This window comes from Acidimicrobiales bacterium, from assembly GCA_036378675.1.
Lineage (GTDB): Bacteria > Actinomycetota > Acidimicrobiia > Acidimicrobiales > Palsa-688 > DASUWA01.
In genome coordinates this window covers 38413-57598 of the sequence record DASUWA010000054.1, presented here as the reverse complement: position 1 = coordinate 57598, position 19186 = coordinate 38413, and the positions used below count along the sequence as shown (strand labels likewise).

The window sequence follows — 19186 nt, the reverse complement described above, 5'->3', positions numbered from 1 at the left end:
GTTGGTGTGCTCCTGGCTCTTCATCGGGACGTAGCGCGACGTCACACTTCTACCGCACGGATCAACCGAACAGGCGGTCGGCGGTGCTCAATGCTTCGACCAGTTCGTCCACGTCCGCCTCGTCGTTGTACACGGAAAACGACGCCCGCGCAGTCGCACCCACGCCCAGTTTCCTCATGAGCGGCTTGGCGCAGTGATGTCCCGCCCGTACACACACGCCGGCTTCGTCGAGGACCTGGGACAGGTCGTGAGGATGGACGTCGTTGTAATTGAACGAGATGACCCCGCCGCGCCGGTCGGCGTCGGGAGGGCCGTAGATATCAAGCCCCGGATGGCGTTCCTTCAACGCCGACAGAGCGTACGAAGTCAGCGAACGCTCGTGATCTCGCACGGACTCCATGCCGAGCGCGTTCAGGTAATCGATCGCAACCGCGAGACCGACCGCTTCCGCGATCGGCGGGGTTCCGGCCTCGAACTTCCACGGGACGTCGTTGGATGTGAAACCGTCGAGGCGAACGTCGCGGATCATCTCTCCCCCGCCGAGGAACGGCGGCATCGACTCGAGGTGCTCAGCCCGCGCCCAGATGGCGCCTATCCCGGTCGGGCCGAGCATCTTGTGCCCGGTGAGACCGAAGAAGTCGACGTCCATCGCCTTCACGTCAGTGACCAGGTGAGGCGCCTGCTGCGCGCCGTCGACGAGGATCAGCGCGCCGGCTGCGTGCGCGGCGTCGGCGAGATCACGGATCGGGTTGATCGTTCCGAGCACGTTCGACATCGCGCTCACCCCGAGCAGCCTTGCGCCCGCGAGGGTCCCCTCCAGGTCGCTCAGATCAAGTACGCCCTCGTCGGTGAGCGGGAGGTAGCGAAGCTCGATGCCGAGCTGCTCTTTGAGGATCAGCCATGGCACCAGGTTGGCGTGGTGCTCCATCTCGGTGAGGACGACCACGTCTCCCTGCTTCAGGTTCGCCCGGCCCCAGGACTGCGCTACGAGGTTGATTCCCTCGGTGATGTTCTTGGTGAAAACCACCTCGTTTGCGGAGCGAGCACCGATGAACCTGGCGACGGATGAGCGGGCCGATTCGAACAGCCGGGTGGCCTCTTCGGCGATCGTGTAAACGCCGCGATGGACGTTGGCGTGGGTCGTCTCGTAGTAGCGCGACATCGCCTCGATCACCGAAGTCGGCTTCTGCGACGACGACGCGGAGTCGAGATAGACGAGGCGTCTTCCGTGGATCTGGCGGTCGAGGATCGGGAAGTCCTTCTTGATCCGCTCAACGTCTAGCGCCATGCTTCGTATCCCTCCTCCTCGAGACGGACCGCCAGGTCGGCACCTCCGCTCTCGACGATGCGCCCGTTGATCAAAAGGTGAACCACGTCCGGGCGCAGCTGGTCGAGGATCCGCTGGTAGTGCGTGACAAGCAGAACCCCTAGCTCTGGCCGGGCTTCACGCACCGAGGTCACGCCCCTTGCCACGACCCCCAACGCGTCGATGTCCAGACCGGAGTCGGTCTCGTCGAGCACCGCCAGGTCGGGCTCGAGGATCGCCATCTGAAGGATTTCGTTTCGCTTCTTCTCCCCGCCGGAGAAGCCCTCGTTGAGGTAGCGGTCTCCAAAGGACGGGTCCATGCCGAGCCGCTTCATCCACTCCATGATCGAAACTCGGAGCTCGAGCACGGACAGGTCGGCGCCCCGGCGGGCCGACAGCGCCTGGCGCAGGAACTGCGCGACAGGGACTCCGGGGATCTCCTCGGGGTACTGGAACGCGAGGAACATGCCGGCCTTGCCGCGAACGTCGCTCGGCCAGTCGGTGACGTCTTCCCCTTTGAAGAGCACCTTTCCCCTGGTCACCTGGTACGTGGGGTTCCCGAGCAGTGAGTTGGCCAGGGTGGATTTGCCCGAACCATTCGGGCCCATCAACGCGTGGATCTCGCCGCGGTCGATCACCAGGTCGACGCCGCGCAGTATCTCGTTACCGTCGACGGACACGTGAAGGTCCTGCACCTCGAAAAGCGGGGGGGCCACACCCCAAGTCTATTACCACTACGGCGATAGGGAAAAATATGCCGACCGTTGCCGGCTTCGCCATTGTGGAAGGCGCGCGGCACGCAACTCAGGGGCAACTAGCGTGCCGTTGCGATGGCCGATCCCTGGACATCGCAGGTAAGCGTGTCGCTCGGCGGACCCGGTGACCGTGTGACCCTCGTTGAGGGTTCGGCCTTCGTGATCTGCTCCCCCGGCGGCGAGATGCACCCGGATGTGGCTCACGGGTTCTTCTTCCGCGACACCCGGTTTTTGTCCCGCTGGTCCCTCCGGATCAACGGCGAGGTACCGGAATCGCTGGCGAGGTCGACGCCCGACCCCTACTCGGCGACGTTCGTCGCCCGCACCCATCCCAAGCCGGGCAGAGCGGACTCCAACCTGATGATCGAGCGCCGGCGCTACGTGGGGCGCGGGATGCGGGAGGACCTGATCATCCGGAACTTCGGCGAGGAGCCTGCGTACTGCGCGGTCGAGCTCACCTACGGGGCGGACTTCGTCGACCTCTTCGCCGTCAAGGAAGGACGAGCAACGGGTCAGGGAGACCTGGCGCCCGACCACGTAGACGGCGAGATCGCCTTCCAGCACAAGAACGGGTCACGTCGCCGTTCGCTGCGGATCTCCTTCTCCGAGCCTGCCGCCCTCGACGGCACCGCCGCCAGGTGGGAGATCATCATCCCCTCCCGCGGGTCCTGGAATCTCTGCCAGCAGTTCTCCTGCGGGATCGACCTGGACGAGATCGAGCCCCGCTGGCTCTGTGGTCAGCCGATCGGCCGGGCGAAGCCCGCGGAACGCATGGCGGCGTGGCGCAGGAGCGTCCCGGTCGTCGACACGGAACACGACGGGTTGCGCACCGTATTGAACCGGGGGGCCGAGGACCTCGGAGCCCTCCGAATCTTCGACCCAGAGTTCCCGGAGAGAACGGTGGTGGCCGCTGGCGCCCCCTGGTTCATGACCCTTTTCGGCCGGGACTCGCTGATCACCGCCTGGATGGCGCTTCTCGTGGATCCCGAGCTGGCCCTCGGCACCCTTCAAACCCTCGCCCGCTTTCAGGGCACCGACGTTCGCCCCGGTAACGAGGAGGAACCTGGGCGGATCCTTCATGAGATGCGATTCGGCGAGGCGTCGTCGCTCTCCCTCGGCGGTGGAACGATCTACTACGGAACCGCCGACGCGACGCCCCTTTTCGTCATGCTCCTCGGGGAGCTGCGTCGGTGGGGGCTCGCCCGCGAGGCGGTGGACGAGTTGTTGCCTCACGCCGACCGAGCGATCGAATGGATGCAGAAGTTCGGTGACCGCGACGGTGACGGTTACATCGAGTACCAGCGAACATCCGACCGCGGGCTCAGGAACCAGGGCTGGAAGGACTCCCACGACGCGATCCAGTTCGCCGACGGGCGGCTCGCCGACCCGCCGATCGCATTGGCGGAGGTTCAGGGCTACACCTACGGCGCGTATCTCGCCCGGGCTTTCTTCGCGGCCGAGCAGGGCGACAGCGCGCTGGCAACCGAGTTGAGGTCCCGGGCCGCCGAGCTCAAGGCGGCGTTCAACCGGGACTTCTGGATCGAGGACAAGGGCTGGCTGGCCATGGGTCTTGACCGCGACAAGAAGCAGATCGACGCGCTCGCGTCGAACATTGGTCACTGCCTTTGGACCGGTATTCTCGATGCCGAAAAAGCCGACATCGTTGCGCGCAAGCTGGTCGGACCCGACCTCTTCAGCGGGTGGGGGGTGCGCACGTTAGGGGCCTCGATGTGCGGCTACAACCCGATCAGCTACCACTGTGGATCCGTCTGGCCCCACGACAACGCCATCATCGCCGCTGGCCTGATGCGATACGGCCACGTGAAGGAGGCGCACCGGGTGATCATGTCGATGATCGACGCCGCGGTCGCCCAGGGAGGCCGTCTGCCGGAGCTGTTCAGCGGGCTCGATCGCATGGAATTGCCGTTGGTTGTCTCGTACCCGACGTCCTCGTCGCCTCAGGCGTGGGCTGCCGCATCACCCCTGCTGATGCTGCGCACATTGTTGAGGCTCGACCCATGGGTTCCGCGCGGAAAGGTGTGGCTGCACCCGGCCGTGCCCGAGCAGATCGGTCGCCTCCGCGTCGGTCGGATCCCGCTCGCCGGCGCGCGGGTCACCGTCGAAGTCGAGGGCGACCAGGTTTCGGTCGACGGGCTGCCGGACGACCTCGAGCTGGTCGACGCGCCCCGCCACCCGCTGACCGGGTCGTAGCCTGGGCGAGGCCACGCCGGCCGTTCACTCCATATGAAACGTGAACATTCGTTCCGCGTGGATGCGGGCACCCACGCCGTCGAGCTCGTCGATCCACTCCTCGAACTCGGGACCCTGCAACGGCAAGTAGTGGTCCAGCATCGCCTGCCGCATCTCCGCACCCTGCTTGCTGCCGCGCTTGCCGCCGAACTCGAATAGTTCCGCCCGCCCGTGCACCGTCACCGCGAGATGCTCGCCCGGGAGGTGGGTCGCGCTCACCGCTGGGCGGGAACGCAGGTGCCGCATGCGCACCGAGTCGCGCCCTGAGCTGAACCAGAACGACCCGTGGAGGAAGTAGCCGTCGACCGGACCGCACAGGGGACGCCCGTCGGCGGTCACCGTCGCAAGCACCAGCAGCACCATCCCTTGGAGCCGCTCGCACAGTTGCTCCGCGCTCAGCCTGCGCTCGTCGGTGATGATGTCCCTCAGATGGGGCCCCGCACCCGCCGCGCTCCGGTCGAGAAGTTCTTGAAGCTGGCGCAACTCGTCGACTGTTTCGAGCAACTACCAGCCCCGATCGATCCACTCCTGAAGGTGCGGCCGTTCCTCGCCGATCGTGGTGTCGGCGCCGTGCCCCGGCATCACGATCGTCTCCGCCGGCAGCGTCGTGAAGAGGCGGTCCTCGATCGACCGGATGATGCTCGGGAAGTCCCCGCCCGGAAACCCGGTCGCTCCCGGCCCTCCGGGAAAAAGGGTGTCGCCGCTGAACAGCACCGGCGAACCCTCCAGGCGAAAACACATCGACCCCGGGGTATGCCCCGGTGTGGCGATCGTGTGCAGCCGGAGGCGCCCGACCTCGATCACCGACCCGTCTTCGAGAACGAAGTCGTAGCTCGGCAGCATCGACGCGTCGGCTGCGGTGACGCCGACCTCGTAGCCGGCGTCACGGACCGCCGGCACCGCCTGGATGTGGTCCCAGTGGCCGTGGGTCTCGAGCACCTTCTGGACGTCCAACCTCTGGCACAGGTCCAGAAGCTTCTCGTGCTCGTTTGCCGCGTCGAGAAGGACCGCGTCGCCGGTTTGCTTGCAGCGGACTACGAAAACGTTGTTGTCGATCGGTCCGACGACCAGCCGGTGCACTTCGACCTGGTTGTCCTCGTAATGCACGCTGGCCAGCCTATGGGCTAGAAATATCGGGAGACGACCGACGTGCCCGAGGGGGACTTGCGTGAATTTCGCTTTCAGTGAGGAGCAGGAGGAGCTTCGAAAGGCGGTCCGCCGCTTCCTGGACGACAAGTCGCCCGAATCAGAGGTACGCCGGCTCATGGAGACCACCGAGGGCTACGACCCGGCGGTGTGGTCGCAGATGGCCGAGCAGCTCGGCCTTGAGGGCCTGATCATCCCCGAGGAGTTCGGTGGCTCCGGCTTCAGCTATGTCGAGCTGATCGTGGTACTGGAGGAGATGGGCCGCTCGCTGCTCTGCGCCCCCTATTTCGCCAGCGTCGCGCTCGCAGCCAACCTCCTGATGGCGTCCGGTGATGACGCCGCCAAGAAGGACTACCTACCGGGTATCGCCGGCGGGTCGACGATCGCGACGGTCGCGCTCGCAGAGGCCTCGGGCCGTTGGGACGAGGAGGGAGTCACCCTCGAGGCGAAGAAGTCGGGCGACAGTTGGACCCTGACAGGCGAGAAGCTTTACGTCCTCGACGGTCATACGGCCGACCTGATCCTGGTCGCAGCTCGCACGCCGGCGGGCGTTTCGGTCTTCGCCGTTGACAAGGGCGCCTCGGGATTCACTTCGACCCCGCTGTCGACCATGGACCAGACCCGCAAGCAGGCCAAGTTGACCTTCGACTCCACCCCGGCCCGTCTGATCGGCACGGACGGCCAGGGCTGGGCAGCAATATCCAAGATGCTCGATCTGGCGGCGGTCGCTCTCGCGGCTGAGCAGGTGGGCGGGGCGCAGAAGGTGCTCGACATGGCCGTCGAGTACGCCAAGGTGCGCGTCCAGTTCGGTCGGCCGATCGGCAGCTTCCAGGCGATCAAGCACAAGTGCGCCGACATGCTTCTCGAGGTCGAGTCCGCCAAGTCCGCCGCCTATTACGCCGGCTGGGCCGCCGCCGAAGACAACGACGAACTGCCGGTCGTGGCCTCGCTCGCCAAGTCCTACTGCTCCGAGGCCTATTTCCACGCCACCGCCGAGAACATCCAGATTCACGGAGGCATCGGATTCACGTGGGAGCACCCCGCCCATCTGTATTTCAAGCGGGCCAAGAGCTCAGAGCTGCTTTTCGGCGACCCCACCTACCACCGGGAGCTCCTCGCCCAGCGCATAGGAATCTGAACGGAGTCCTTTTTTCCGGAAAAAGACTTCACTCGATCAGGCGCAAGCCCTTCTTGTAGCGGGCCGCATTGTCGACGTAGACCTTGGCCATCAGCTCGATCACGTCGGCACGAGAACGGTCCGGTTTGATTTGTGCGGGGACGCCGACGGCGAGCGCGGAAGGCGGAACGTTCATGTCGTTGGTGACGACCGCGCCGGCACCTACCGTCGCGCCTCTTCCGACGACGGCCCGGTGAAGCACGATCGATCCGACGCCGATCAGCGCGGCGTCCTCGATGGTGGATCCCTCGACGTGCGCGAGATGCCCGACAACGACCCAGGACCCGATGTGTGTATCCAGTTGATCGGTCGCATGGACGACCGCGCCGTCCTGGATGTTCGACGACTCCCCGATGATCACCGCGCCGTAGTCGCCTCTCAGAACCGCGCTCGGCCATACGCTGCTGTTGGCTCCGATCCTGACGTCGCCGATGACGGTCGCCTCCGGGTGGATGTACGCGTCGGGGTGGATGGATGGAACTCGTTCGCCGATGGCGTAAATGGGCACGCCGGAACGGTACCCCGTGCGGGCGGGCGTCCGACGTTGGTGAGCGAGAGGTGATCGCTTTATTGCCAACGGCAGCCGCCACCCGGCCGCTAGGATCATCCTCACCGAGGAAAGGAGGTGGTCCAGCTGAGCAGTCAACTTTTTGGGACCTCGGAGGTGTCTGGCCGCTAGGCGGCGCCTGGACCACCTGGTGAATCCAAGCCAGCTACCCGGGGTAGATCCGGTCGGAATCTGGTCCCAGCCGGCAGTCAACGGATGACCCTGCTATCCAGAACAAGTTCGACCAGGGAGGCCGCCTCAGCGCGGCCTCCCTGCGCGAGAGTGGCCTAGATGAACGTCCCAATGAGTGTTGCCGAACCGCGTGGCTCACTGCCGGAAGGCGGTGGGCCGTTTTCGATCGTGGTTCCCGGCGACGACGTCACACTTTCCGCCTACCTGGCCAGGCCGGCCCCCTCGGCAGCCGGCCGGAACCGCCACGGTCTCGTCCTGTGCCACGGCTTCCCTGTCGAGTTGAACGACGCCACGATGACCAGCCGCGGGTACCAGGAACTGGCCGACCGTCTGGCCGCGGACACCGGTTGGGTGGTCCTCACCTTCAACTTCCGGGGGACCGCGCAGTCCTCGGGGAACTTTTCCCTCGGCGGGTGGTTGAGCGACTTGAACGCCGCAGTCGACGTTCTGATCGGCGCCCCGTCCGTCGACGCTGTTTGGCTGTGTGGCTTCGCCGCCGGGGGCGCGCTGGCGGTCTGTGCTGCCGGCGAGGATCCGAGGGTGAGGGGCGTTGCCGCGTTCGCTGCTCCCGCGGAGTTCGGCGAGCGTGCGGCAGATGCCCGGCGGTTCGTAGCCCAGGCGCGGGCGGTGGGAGTGATCAGGGATCCGAACTTCCCCCCGGACCTCGAGGAATGGGCGCGAGAGTTGCGGGAGGTGCGGCCGTTGAGCCTTATAGGCAAGGTCCCACCGCGGCCGATACTTTTGGTTCATGGGGCCAACGACGAAGTCGTGCCTGTCCTGGACGCCAGAGCGCTGGCCGACGCGGCGGGCGGTGAGGTCGAGCTGCGCGTCCTTTCCGGAGCCGCGCACCGCCTCCGGCACGATCCGCGCGCCGTCGCGATCCTGATCGGCTGGCTTGACCGGCAGCACCTGTAGCGGCGCTGTTCGGAGTAGGCGCCTACCAGCCTGCCGACCGGTCGATGACCTCCCGCAGCTGGCCGGCGGATCGCTCCGGATCCTCTGATTCGGTCAGGTACCGAACGACAACGAATCGACGTGCGCCCGCGGCCGCCATGTCGGGAACGGTCTCGGGCGTCACCCCGCCGGTAACGAACCACGGGAGACTTTTGGGACCGCCGTCCTCGCTTGCTGCGACGTATTCGAGGTAGGCGAGACCGGTTCCCGGGCGTCCCGGCTTGGTCGGAGTAGGGCTGACGGGCCCCGCGGACAAGTAGTCGACATCGGCATCCGCGACGGGCCCGGTGGTGGCCGCGTCCCACTCTGCAGGGGCGTGGGTTGACAGTCCGACGATCGCATGTCTCCCGAGGATCCGCCGAGCTATGCGGGGTGGAGCGTCGTCTTGGCCGACGTGCACTCCAGCTGCTTCGGAGGCGAGAGCGAGATCGGGCCGGTCGTTGAGGATGAAAGGGACACCCAGCTCTAGACATACCTCACGGGCGAGCATCGCCCTGGCAAGAAGCGGGCGCGCATCAAGCTGCTTCTCGCGAAGCTGAACTACATCGACGCCTCCGGTGATGCACGCGGTTAGAAATTCGGCTAGGTCCGCACGGTCGGGCGTGCAGAGATAGAGACGGCGATCGGCGAGCACGTTTTCATCGCCGGCTTCTTCAACCACCGGCAACGGCTCGCACCAGCTCCACCTTGTCGCCCTCTGTCAAAACCGCGGCGGGCATGGCGGCACGGTCCACCGCCTCTCCGTTCAACTCGGCCACGACCCACTTGGCCCCGAGCCCGAGCGACTCGAGGAGATCGGTGATCGTGGCCCCGTCGGCGAGGGTGACCGCATCCCCGTTGGCGAAGATCTCCACCGCCTAGCTACCGGATGCAGCCGCCTTGGCCGCGCGCTTGAGCTGTTGCTTGTAGCTGCGGACCTTGGACAGCGAGTCGGCGTCGACGATGTCGGCGACCGACAGGTAGGTTCCGTCGTTACCGAAGGAACCCGCAGCCTCCCGCCAACCCTCCGGGCGGACCCCGAGCTGCTTGCCGAGCAGGCCGACAAAGATCCTCGCCTTGTGCTCACCGAAGCCGGGCAGAGCCCTAACCCGCTGGAAAAGTTCCTGACCATTCTTCGCGGTGCTCCAGACGGCTTCGGCGTCGCCGCCGTACTCGTCGACGACGATTCTTGCGAGGTCTTGGACCCGCTTCGCGTTGGCAACCGGAAAACGATGCAACGCCGGCCGCTCCGCGAACGCCTTCGCCAGCTCATCGGGATCCATGCCTGCGATCTCGTGCACGTCGAGCCGCCCGCCCAGACGCTGCTTCAGGTCGCGCGGAGAGCTGAACGCCCGCTCCAACGGGACCTGCTGGTCGAGAACCATGCCGATCAACAACGCAAGGGGATCATCGGACAGAACCCGGTCGGCATCGGGGTCCTGGCTCAGGTGAAGGTCTGCCTTCATGATCGGAAGGCTATCCGGGCCTGCCGGGAAGTGGTCGAAGCGCTGAACCCTTGGAACGACGGGTCAGTTGGCCAGCCGGGGATCGGGTGCTTCAGCGTCGATCTCGAAGCGAGCTATCGCGTCCTCGACATCCTTGGCCTTGCCCTCGCCGGTGGCAAGAAGCCCGTCGAGCACAGCGACCACCACGTGGGCGGCGTCAGTCTCGAAGTGGCGGCGCAGCGCTTCGCGGGTGTCCGACAGGCCGTATCCGTCGGTCCCGAGGGGGATGAAATGTCCGGGAACCCACCGGGCCACTTGGTCGGGCACTGCCTTCATGAAATCCGTGACCGCGACAACCGGTCCGCTGGCCGTCTCCAGCGCCTCCGTCACGTACGGCGTCCGCGGCTGCAAGCTGGGGTGCAGACGGTTCCAGCGTTCGACCGAAAGGGCGTCCTCTCGTAACGCCTTGTAGCTGGTTGCCGACCAGAGCTCGGCTGCGACGTCGTAGTGGTCGGCAAGGAGCTGCTGCGCCTCCAACGCTGCCTGGGACGCCGTCCCGGAGAAAAGGATCGTCGCCTTCCGCTTCGGACCCTTCGGCGCCGTCGCATACCTGTACAGGCCCCGCAGGATGCCCTCGTCCACCCCGTCCGGTTTCGCCGGCATCTTGTAGTTCTCGTTGTAGAGAGTCAGGTAGTAGAAGATGTCCTCCGGTTCCGGGCCGTACATGCGCCGGATTCCGTCGTTGACGATCGCCGCCACCTCGTAGGCGAAAGCTGGGTCGTAGGCTTGAAGGTTGGGCAGCGCGCTCGCCAGTAGGAGCGACTGCCCGTCGTCGTGCTGCAGCCCTTCGCCCAGAAGCGTCGTGCGCCCGGCGGTCGCACCGAGAAGGAATCCGCGACCACGCATATCACCGAAGGCCCAGATGAGATCACCAACCCGCTGGAACCCGAACATGGAATAGAAGATGAAGAACGGGATCATCGGTTGTCCCCACGTCGCGTACGACGTGCCTGCCGCGGTGAAGTCCCCCATCCCGCCCGCTTCGCTTATCCCCTCCTCGAGGATCTGCCCGTCGCGTGCCTCGACATAGGACAGCATCAGCTTCGAGTCCACCGGGTCGTACATCTGACCGAACGGCGCGTAGATCTTGACTTCCTTGAACAACGCGTCGAGCCCGAACGTCCGGGCCTCGTCGGGAATGATCGGCACTATCCGCTGCCCGATGCCCTTGTCGCGCAACAGGTTTCGCAGCATGACAGCGAACGCCATGGTCGTCGAAACGGAGCGTTTGCCCGAGCCCTGATCGAACTCGGCGAGCGCCTTATCCGCGGGCTGCGGGAGGGGCTTGGCCCGAACGACACGGTGCGGAAGCGATCCGTTCAGCGCCTGCCGGCGCTCCACCATGTACTGGTACTCGACCGAGTCGGGCGACGGAAGGAAGAACGGGGGTTCGCCGCGTTCCAGCGCGCTGTCGGGGATCTCCTCTTCGAGGTACAGACGATCGCGCAGGAGCTTCAGCTGCGCAGCGTTCATCTTCTTGATCTGGTGGGTGGAGTTACGCGCCTCGATCTCGGGACCGAGAGTCCAACCCTTGATCGTCTTGGCGAGGATCACGGTCGGCTGGCCGGTCGTCTCGGTCGCGGACTTGTACGCGGCGTACAGCTTCCGGTAGTCGTGACCGCCGCGCGGAAGGTTCCGAAGGTCGTCGTCCGAAAGGTGGTCGACGAGCGCCCTGAGCCTCGGGTCCGGCCCGAAGAAGTGCTCCCGGATGTAGGCACCGTCCTCCGTCGCGTACTTCTGGAATTCGCCGTCGACGGTGGTGTTCATCTTGTTGAGAAGCACGCCGTCGACATCGCGAGCGAGAAGCTCGTCCCACTTGGTTCCCCAGACCACCTTGATGACGTTCCAGCCGGCGCCCCGGAATGTAGCCTCGAGCTCCTGGATGATCTTGCCGTTGCCGCGCACGGGGCCGTCGAGGCGCTGCAGGTTGCAGTTCACGACAAAGATCAGGTTGTCGAGTTGCTCGCGCCCGGCAAGTGAAAGCGCCCCGAGGGTCTCGGGTTCATCGCATTCGCCGTCGCCGACGAAGCACCAGACCCGGCTCCCCGAGGTGTCGGCGATTCGCCGGTTCTGGAGATAGCGATTGAAGTGCGCCTGGTACACAGCGTTCAACGGTCCGAGGCCCATAGAAACTGTGGGGAATTCCCAGAACTCGGGCATGAGGCGCGGATGCGGATATGACGACAGCCCGCCGGCGCCGGCGTGCTCACCCTGCAGCTCCAACCGGAAGAACTTCAGCTGCTCCTCGTTGAGTCGCCCTTCTAAGAATGCCCGGGCGTAGATGCCCGGTGCGGCGTGGCCCTGGAAGAACACCTGGTCGCCGGGCTGGCCGTTGGCCTTGCCTTTGAAGAAGTGGTTGAAACCGACCTCGTAGAGGCTGGCCGAGGAGGCGTAAGTTGCCAGGTGGCCGCCGATGCCTTCGGCGGCGTGGTTCGCCCGCACGACCATGATCGCCGCGTTCCACCGGATGTAGGCCCTGATCCGCCGCTCGATGTAGTCGTCGCCGGGGAACCATGGCTCGAGATCCGAGGGAATCGTGTTCACGTACGGCGAGGAGACAGTGGCGGGAAAACCGACCTGCTGTTCACGAGCGCGCTCGAGCAGCTTCATGAGCAGGAACCTCGCGCGGGTCTTTCCACGGGAGTCCAGGACCGCGTCGAACGAGTCGACCCACTCCGCCGTCTCCTCGGGGTCGATGTCTGGAAGCTGGTGCGAGAATCCGTCGAAAATCACGGCACCATCGTCGCGCCGATCCGGCCGAGAGCGTGCACAGCGGTAGGACGCCGCCCACGTTTAGTGTCACCGCCGGGCGGGGTTGGGGTCCCGCCCGGGTTTAGTGTCACGGCCGGGCGTGGGGTTGGGGTCCCCACGCTTCGGAGGAGGGCGGGGTTGGGGCCCCGCCCGGGTTTAGTGTCACAGGATGGCCTCCCCAAGCGGACAAGACCGGACACTCGTGTACACCGACGGGGCGTGCTCAGGGAATCCGGGGCCCGGTGGCTGGGCATGGGCGGTCCCGGAGGGTCCGTACCGGTCCGGCGCGGCAGCCCGGACGACGAACCAGCGGATGGAGGTCCAGGCGGTTCTCGAGGCTGTCACGTTCCTCGAGGGGCGGCTGCAAATCGTGAGCGACTCGACGTACGTGGTGAACTGCTTTCGCGACGGCTGGTGGCGGGGGTGGCTCGCCCGGGGGTGGCTGAACAGCCAGAAGAAGCCGGTGGCCAACCGCGATCTGTGGGAGCCGCTGATCGACGAGTACCGAGGGGATATGGAGCGGTTGGCGTTCCGCTGGGTCAAGGGTCACGGCGGCGATCCCTATAACGACCTGGTCGACCGCCTAGCGGTGGAAGCTGCCCTGACCCAAAGCGGGCGCCAGGGCGATGGAACCCCCAAGCCCCCGGGACCCGAGGTCGAGTTGGCTCGTCAGGAGTTCACCTGAGGCTTCGCGACATCAGGCTGCGCAGTCGGTTGAGCTCCTTGATCCCGAGCAGCCTCGCCAACACGGCGTACGCGACGCCGGCCACACCGAGCTGCACGATGAGCCGCCCGACGAGCGCTGCGTCTCCGGAGTGCGACCTGAACGGCAGCCCGACGAGCACCGCCAGACCGGCCGTAATGGCGCTCGCCAGTAGCACCCGAACCAATGCTCGCACCGTATGTACTCCTCCGAGCCGGCCGATCCGCGAACGAAGCTCTACCGCCGCGATGATCGAGGCCACCGTATACGGGGCGACCCACGCCAGCGCGAGGCCGGGTACCCCGATTGCGGGTTCCAAAGCGACGGCGAGGATCACGGTGAGAACGTTCTCGACCGAGTAGATCCAGAACATCGTTCTCGCGTCCTGCATCGCTTGATAGACCCTCATGAGCAGGAAGAAGGCGCTGAATCCGGGAAGTCCGAGCGCGAACAGGGCAAGGCTCGAGCTGACCAAATGCGCGCCGGACCCGGTGACCCGGCCGTGGTGGACCGCCAGATCGATGAAAGGTTGTGCGATCACCGCGTAAAGCAAGCCGGCGGGTATAAGCAGCGCGAGAGTTAAACGAAGCCCGGTCACGAACCGGCGTTCCAGCCCCTGCCTGTCACCAGCGGTCCAGCGCTCCGCTAGGTCGGGCATGATCGCAGACGCGACCGAGACGGCAACCAGCGCGTACGGCAGTTGGAAGAACTGGTAGGAGAATTGGTAAGCGGTAACGCCGCCATTGGTTTTGCCGGCGAGCACCAGAACCAACGCCAGCGAAACCTGATTGGCGACGACAACGCCCAATAGCCAGGTCGAGAGCCGGGCGACCCTGCGCACGGCCGGGTGACCGGGCTCCCAGACCGGCCGCAGCCGGTAGCCCGACCGCCTCACCGAGACCAGCTGTACAAGCGCCTGGGCGAGAAAGCCGGCGCTTGTTCCGGCGCCGAGAATCAGCACGGCGCGCTCGTCGTGCGAGAACCGCATCAGCACCGAAGTCGGGGATCCACCCTTGTTGCTGAGCACGGATTCAGCGACGAATTTCGTCGCAAGCAAAGCGGCGATAGCGATCAGGTTGTTCAGGACTGGCGACACGGCCGCCACACCGAAGCGCCGCCGGGTGTTCAACAACGCGGTGGTGACGACAATCGTGCCCAGGAAGAAGACCTGCGGCGCGAAGAGGTGAAGTAGCCGCGTAGCGAGAGCTTTCTCGGCCGGACCGGTGCTCGCAGGGTTGAGGATGAGATAGAAGCGGATCACCCACGGCGCGAGCAGCCACAACACGGCGCTGATGGCCGCCAGGACGACCGATATTGCGGTCAGGACAGCGGAGATCGCCCTCTGCGCCTCGGCTTCATCGCGCTTGGAGAATTGCTCGACGAACACCGGGATGAGGGTCGCGGAGAGGATCCCACCGAGCAGCAGGTCGTAGGCGATCGCGGGGATGCCGTTGGCGTAGTTGTACGCGTCGGACAGCGTGCCGACTCCCAGCACGTAGCCAACCGTGAGGACTCGGACGAAGCCGGTGATCCGCGAGGTCAGAGTGCCGAACGCCAGCACCGTGGTCGCGCCGCCGAGGGAGCTTCCCTCACGATCGCTCGGTCGCGCCCGCTTGGGCCTCGCCGGCACGACGGGGACCCTCATGCCGGCCCTGGGGTACGCGGTTCCTGCCGCGCTGTCGTACTGAAGGGCCGGCCGGGAGCTGATCCGGAGCGGGGCCGGGGGAGCGGGGGTCCGCTGAGCCTCTCTCGCGCGCTGTCTTCGCGCGTCGCGCTCCTGTTCGAGCCGCTCCTGGCGGCGGAGCTCTATCTCCCGTTCACGCTGTCGAAGTTCTGCGTGACGCCTCCAGGGTTCCGCTCGGACGGGGCGTCTACTCGGTTCGTCGGCCAGGTCCTGGTCATAGAGCTGCCCGGGCGCAGCCCTGGCCGGAGGTGAGGAGACCGGGACCGACTCCTCGCGGTCCTGGTCGTACAGCTCACCGGGGCGGCTCATCGGCTAATGCTTATCTGCCCCAGGACCCGAGTCCAGTACCACCCACTCGCAGGTCCTCCACGCGCTCGGATACCGTCATGCCATGCGTTACACACAGGTGAGCGGCGTGCGTCTGTCCGTCATCGGCCTTGGGACATGGCAGTTCGGTTCACCCGAATGGGGATACGGCAAGGACTTCGAGCAGAACGAGGCGCTCCGGATCACCGAGCGTGCGCTCGACCTGGGGATCAACCTGATCGACACCGCCGAAATCTACGGCTTCGGGAGATCCGAGCGAGCCGTCGCGAAAGCGATAAAAGGCCGGAGGGACCAGGCCTTCATCGCATCCAAGATCATGCCGGTGTTCCCGTTCGATCCGGTTGTCAGCCGGCGTGCCAGGGGAAGCGCAAACCGACTGGGAGTCGACCACATCGACCTCTACCAGGCGCACTGGCCGAACCCGGTGTTCCCTTCCGGCCCGCTTTTCCAGGCGCTTGCAAAGCTCCAGCGGGAAGGGCTCATCACCCACGTCGGGGTCAGCAACTACTCGCTTGATCGCTGGCAGGCGGCTGAGAAGGCACTGGGTGGTCCAGTTCTCTCCAACCAGGTTCAGTACAGCCTGGCGGACCGGCGTCCCGAGCAGCAGCTAGTGCCGTGGGCCCAGGCCAACGACCGGTTGATCATCGCTTACAGCCCGCTCGCCCAAGGACTTTTGTCGGGACGGTACGACCGCGAGCATCGTCCAACGGGCGTCCGGGCCATGCGCCCCCCCTTCCTGCCGGCGAACCTCGATCGAGCCGGGGAGCTCATCGACACGCTTCGCACCGTTGCCGAATCGCACGGTGCGACCCCTTCCCAGGTATCGCTCGCGTGGCTTATCCGCCAACCGAAGGTCGTAGCGATCCCTGGGGCAGCCAGCGTCGCCCAACTCGAGTCGAACGTTGCAGCGGCCGATCTGGAGTTGACCGACGAGGAAGCCGACATGATCGGCTCGGCGAGCAACCGGTACAACCCGATCTCAGGGTTGCCCGCCGTTCCCGGCCTTATCCGCGCCAGGTTGCCGGTCTGACGCCGACGGACCCGGAATTGATGACCGGCGCGCTGTCGCCACTAGACGGACGCTACGCACAACAGGTCGAGGCCTACGCCAAGTCGTTCTCGGAAGAGGCGCTCTTCCGGCAACGGTTCGCTGTCGAAGTGGAGTGGTTCCTGACCCTCGCCGCCGAACCGGGCATACCCGAGCTTCCGCCGGTCGCGCCCGACCAGTCCGAGACAATTCGCCAGTGGGTCGTGGATTTTCGGCCGGCAGACGTAAGCCGGATCAAGGAGATCGAACGCCGGATCAATCACGACGTCAAGGCGGTCGAGTACTACCTGAAGGAGCGGTTGGCCGGCATCGGGTTCGGACCCGAAGCCGAGTTCGTCCACTTCGGATGCACCTCTGAGGACATCAACAACCTTGCCCACGCTCTGATGCTCCGCCACGGCCTCGAGACCGCCTGGCTGCCCGACGCGGAGGAATTGGTCGACGACGTTTGGACCGCAGCGGAAACGACCGCAAGCCTGCCGATGCCGAGCCACACCCACGGTCAGCCGGCCTCGCCGACGACCCTTGGAAAGGAACTGGCAGTCTTCGCTTACCGGTGGGACCGGCAGCTGGAGACAATTCGCTCCACCGAGTTGCTCGGAAAGTTCAACGGGGCGGTCGGTACGTACGCCGCCGACCAGGTTGCGTACCCGGATCTGGATTGGATCGGCGTGTCGCGGGCTTTCGTCGAGAGTTTCGGGCTGGCCTGGAACCCCCTCACCACCCAGATCGAGCCGCACGACACACTCGCGCAGGTATTCCAGGGGATCTCTCGCTTCAACTCGATACTGATCGATTTCTGCAGGGACGTGTGGGAGTACATCAGCCGCGGGTATCTGCAGCAGCGGCCGGTCGCCGGCGAGGTGGGCTCGTCGACGATGCCGCACAAGGTGAACCCGATCGACTTCGAAAACGCCGAAGCGAACGCGGGCGTGTCTTCCGCTCTGCTCGATCACCTCGCGTCGAAGCTCGCGGTATCGCGGATGCAGCGAGACCTGTCGGATTCGTCGGCGATCCGCAACATGGGAATTGCCGTGGCCCACTCGGGGTTGGCGGTGCGAACGGCTCGTCGGGGGATGTCTCGCGTTTCGCCGGCACCCGACGTGATGGCGACCCAGCTCGATCAGCAGTGGGAGGTCCTGGCCGAGCCGATCCAGACGGTGATGCGCAGGTACGGGTTGCCGGAGCCTTACGAACAGCTCAAGGCATTGACCCGCGGCGTCCACGTGACGGCGGAGGACGTGAGGGCGTTCATCGCGAATCTCGGGTTGCCGCCCGAGGCCGAAAAACGTCTCCTCGAGCTCACCCCCGCCGGCTACACCGGCCTCGCCTCCGACCTCGTCGGGTTGGGTCGGGGAATGACCGCGAGAGTCGAGGACGAGTGACCGCAGCGGGCACCAGCGTCACGCCATCAGGCGACTTCGTCGACGAGTACGGCCGGGAGGACGAGGCCTTCAAGGTCGAGCACCGCGGGATCGATTTCATACCTCTGGCGGACCGGTGGGCGACGCCCAGGGACCTGTTCGGAATGTGGCTGGGTGCGAGCGTTCAGTTCGAGTACCTCGTCTACGGCGCGGTGCTGATGACATTCGGATTCACCTTCCCGCAGGCCGTCCTGCTGATTCTTGTTGGCAACCTCTCGTACCTGCTGCTCGGGATATGCAGCCTGCAGTCGCCTCAGGCCGGAACCACCACCTTCATGATCAACCGAGCGCCGTTCGGTCCAAACGGCTCGAGGTTGATCGCCTTGTTCAACTGGTTGACCCAGGTCGGATTCGAAGCCGAAGGGCTCATCCTCGTGGTGTTCGGTGCCATGGCACTCGCCGTCAAGGCGGGGTATCACCCCGGCACACCGCTGAAGATCCTGTTCATCGTCATCGCCGCCTGCCTGCAGACGGTGCTTCCGTTCCTCGGGTACGCGACGGTCTTGAAGGTGCTGCGGGTCATGGCGATTCCGTTCGTCGCGCTTTACGTAATCCTGGCGATCCTCACGGTCGGCAAGGCAAACCCGGGGAGCATCCACCACGGCGCGAGCTGGCAGACGGTTATGGGCGGCCTCGCGTTCGTGATCGCTCTGACCGGTCTCGGCTGGGTCGAGTCCGGAAACGACTTTTCCCGTTACCTGGCGCCGACCGCCAGACGGAGCTCGATCATCGGATGGATATTCGCCGGGGCCGCCATTCCTCAGACCCTGCTCATGCTCCTTGGCGCGGCGGTCGCGACCTATGTGCAGATCGACAGCAAGAACCCGTTCAACAGTTTCCCGCACGCGTTCAGCAGCTGGTTCCTAGTCCCGTTCTTCGTCGTGGCGATAATCCAGCTGTTCGCCATCAACAGCATGGACCTCTACTCCTCGGGCGTCACGCTGCAGGCGCTGGGACTGCCGCTGAAGCGATGGAACGCCGTACTGGTCGACACGTTCATCGGAGGGGGCATCACCACGTACGCGGTGTTCTCGGCGGGCTTCAGCAAGTTGCTGAACGACTTCGTCGCAGCGGTCATCGCGTGGATCGCACCGTGGATGGCGATCTTCCTCGTCGACTGGATCCTTCGGCGCCGGCGGTATGCGCCGTTGGAGCTTCAACGCACCGATCGCGCGAGCATCTACTGGCGAAGCGGCGGAGTCCACTGGCCGGCGATCATCGCCCAGGGGGCAGGCACCGCCGCGTCCGTGCTGGCCTTCAACCAGGCGTTCTACGTCGGACCTTTCGCCAACCTCTTCGGCGGAGGCGGAGCCGATTTCAGCGTGTTCACGGGAGTCGCGGTCGGAGGAATCGTGTACTTCGCTCTCGCCGCGGGTACCGTTCGGCGGGAAGCAGACGCCCAGGATCGGCTGCTGACAGGTTGAACTGTTAGGGAAGA

17 protein-coding genes are annotated in these 19186 nt (G+C 65.5%); 7 read left to right on the top strand and 10 right to left on the bottom strand.

The window, feature by feature from the left end; all coding sequences use genetic code 11:
• Positions 1 to 61 precede the first annotated feature (61 nt).
• Both VFZ97_16810 and sufC read right to left on the bottom strand, forming a co-directional pair.
• Positions 62 to 1288 (bottom strand): SufS family cysteine desulfurase, encoded by a 1227-nt coding sequence (locus tag VFZ97_16810; GenBank protein HEX6395097.1) that lies wholly within the window; start codon positions 1286 to 1288, stop codon positions 62 to 64.
• Positions 1279 to 2022 carry a Fe-S cluster assembly ATPase SufC gene (sufC, locus tag VFZ97_16805; protein ID HEX6395096.1) on the bottom strand — a complete coding sequence of 248 codons (744 nt, stop codon included), beginning with the start codon at positions 2020 to 2022 and terminating at the stop codon, positions 1279 to 1281. The genes VFZ97_16810 and sufC overlap by 10 nt, the downstream gene beginning before the upstream one ends.
• Before the next feature lie 114 nt (positions 2023 to 2136).
• Here sufC and VFZ97_16800 point away from each other — a divergent pair, with 114 nt between their 5' ends.
• Positions 2137 to 4272 carry a glycogen debranching N-terminal domain-containing protein gene (locus VFZ97_16800; GenBank protein HEX6395095.1) on the top strand — a complete coding sequence of 712 codons (2136 nt, stop codon included), beginning with the start codon at positions 2137 to 2139 and terminating at the stop codon, positions 4270 to 4272.
• Between the two features lie 24 nt (positions 4273 to 4296).
• Here the strand turns inward: VFZ97_16800 and VFZ97_16795 are convergent, their stop codons facing one another.
• Positions 4297 to 4815: a pyridoxamine 5'-phosphate oxidase family protein gene (locus tag VFZ97_16795; protein ID HEX6395094.1), complete on the bottom strand. Its 519-nt coding sequence runs from the start codon at positions 4813 to 4815 to the stop codon at positions 4297 to 4299.
• On the bottom strand, positions 4816 to 5418 hold the full coding sequence (locus VFZ97_16790) for an MBL fold metallo-hydrolase (protein ID HEX6395093.1): 603 nt from the start codon (positions 5416 to 5418) through the stop codon (positions 4816 to 4818). It lies immediately after the preceding gene.
• A 61-nt stretch (positions 5419 to 5479) separates the two neighbouring features.
• Here VFZ97_16790 and VFZ97_16785 point away from each other — a divergent pair, with 61 nt between their 5' ends.
• The gene (locus VFZ97_16785) at positions 5480 to 6595 is read left to right on the top strand and encodes an acyl-CoA dehydrogenase family protein (protein HEX6395092.1); all 1116 of its coding nucleotides are present in this window, start codon (positions 5480 to 5482) and stop codon (positions 6593 to 6595) included.
• 28 nt (positions 6596 to 6623) lie between these two features.
• On the opposite strand, the gene VFZ97_16780 is transcribed toward VFZ97_16785, so the two are convergent.
• On the bottom strand, positions 6624 to 7142 hold the full coding sequence (locus VFZ97_16780) for a gamma carbonic anhydrase family protein (GenBank protein ID HEX6395091.1): 519 nt from the start codon (positions 7140 to 7142) through the stop codon (positions 6624 to 6626).
• Positions 7143 to 7472: 330 nt separating this feature from the next.
• On the opposite strand from VFZ97_16780, the gene VFZ97_16775 reads away from it, so the two are divergent.
• A complete protein-coding gene (locus VFZ97_16775) occupies positions 7473 to 8288 on the top strand; it encodes an alpha/beta fold hydrolase (GenBank protein ID HEX6395090.1) in 816 nt (271 codons plus the stop codon).
• A gap of 22 nt (positions 8289 to 8310) precedes the next feature.
• On the opposite strand, the gene thiE is transcribed toward VFZ97_16775, so the two are convergent.
• The 4 genes from thiE to aceE all read right to left on the bottom strand — a co-directional run bounded on the left by thiE (position 8311) and on the right by aceE (position 12544).
• Entirely contained in the window at positions 8311 to 8988 is a 678-nt protein-coding gene (gene thiE, locus VFZ97_16770) for a thiamine phosphate synthase (protein HEX6395089.1), read from the bottom strand.
• Positions 8981 to 9181 (bottom strand): sulfur carrier protein ThiS, encoded by a 201-nt coding sequence (thiS, locus tag VFZ97_16765; protein HEX6395088.1) that lies wholly within the window; start codon positions 9179 to 9181, stop codon positions 8981 to 8983. The genes thiE and thiS overlap by 8 nt, the downstream gene beginning before the upstream one ends.
• A gap of 3 nt (positions 9182 to 9184) precedes the next feature.
• Positions 9185 to 9772 (bottom strand): HhH-GPD-type base excision DNA repair protein, encoded by a 588-nt coding sequence (locus tag VFZ97_16760; GenBank protein HEX6395087.1) that lies wholly within the window; start codon positions 9770 to 9772, stop codon positions 9185 to 9187.
• 63 nt (positions 9773 to 9835) lie between these two features.
• Positions 9836 to 12544: a pyruvate dehydrogenase (acetyl-transferring), homodimeric type gene (gene aceE, locus VFZ97_16755; protein HEX6395086.1), complete on the bottom strand. Its 2709-nt coding sequence runs from the start codon at positions 12542 to 12544 to the stop codon at positions 9836 to 9838.
• 187 nt (positions 12545 to 12731) lie between these two features.
• Here aceE and VFZ97_16750 point away from each other — a divergent pair, with 187 nt between their 5' ends.
• Positions 12732 to 13247, top strand: a complete 516-nt coding sequence (locus VFZ97_16750) for a ribonuclease H (GenBank protein ID HEX6395085.1) — start codon at positions 12732 to 12734, stop codon at positions 13245 to 13247.
• Here VFZ97_16750 and murJ read toward each other — a convergent pair.
• Positions 13240 to 15258: a murein biosynthesis integral membrane protein MurJ gene (gene murJ, locus VFZ97_16745; protein ID HEX6395084.1), complete on the bottom strand. Its 2019-nt coding sequence runs from the start codon at positions 15256 to 15258 to the stop codon at positions 13240 to 13242. The genes VFZ97_16750 and murJ overlap by 8 nt on opposite strands.
• Positions 15259 to 15340: 82 nt before the next feature.
• Between murJ and VFZ97_16740 the strand changes: the two genes are divergently transcribed.
• Genes VFZ97_16740 through VFZ97_16730 form a run of 3 tightly spaced genes read left to right on the top strand, consistent with a single transcriptional unit; the run spans position 15341 to position 19172 of the window.
• The gene (locus VFZ97_16740) at positions 15341 to 16306 is read left to right on the top strand and encodes an aldo/keto reductase (GenBank protein ID HEX6395083.1); all 966 of its coding nucleotides are present in this window, start codon (positions 15341 to 15343) and stop codon (positions 16304 to 16306) included.
• A gap of 20 nt (positions 16307 to 16326) precedes the next feature.
• A complete protein-coding gene (gene purB, locus VFZ97_16735; GenBank protein ID HEX6395082.1) occupies positions 16327 to 17709 on the top strand; it encodes an adenylosuccinate lyase in 1383 nt (460 codons plus the stop codon).
• Positions 17706 to 19172: a cytosine permease gene (locus tag VFZ97_16730; protein ID HEX6395081.1), complete on the top strand. Its 1467-nt coding sequence runs from the start codon at positions 17706 to 17708 to the stop codon at positions 19170 to 19172. The genes purB and VFZ97_16730 overlap by 4 nt, the downstream gene beginning before the upstream one ends.
• Positions 19173 to 19186 lie beyond the last annotated feature (14 nt).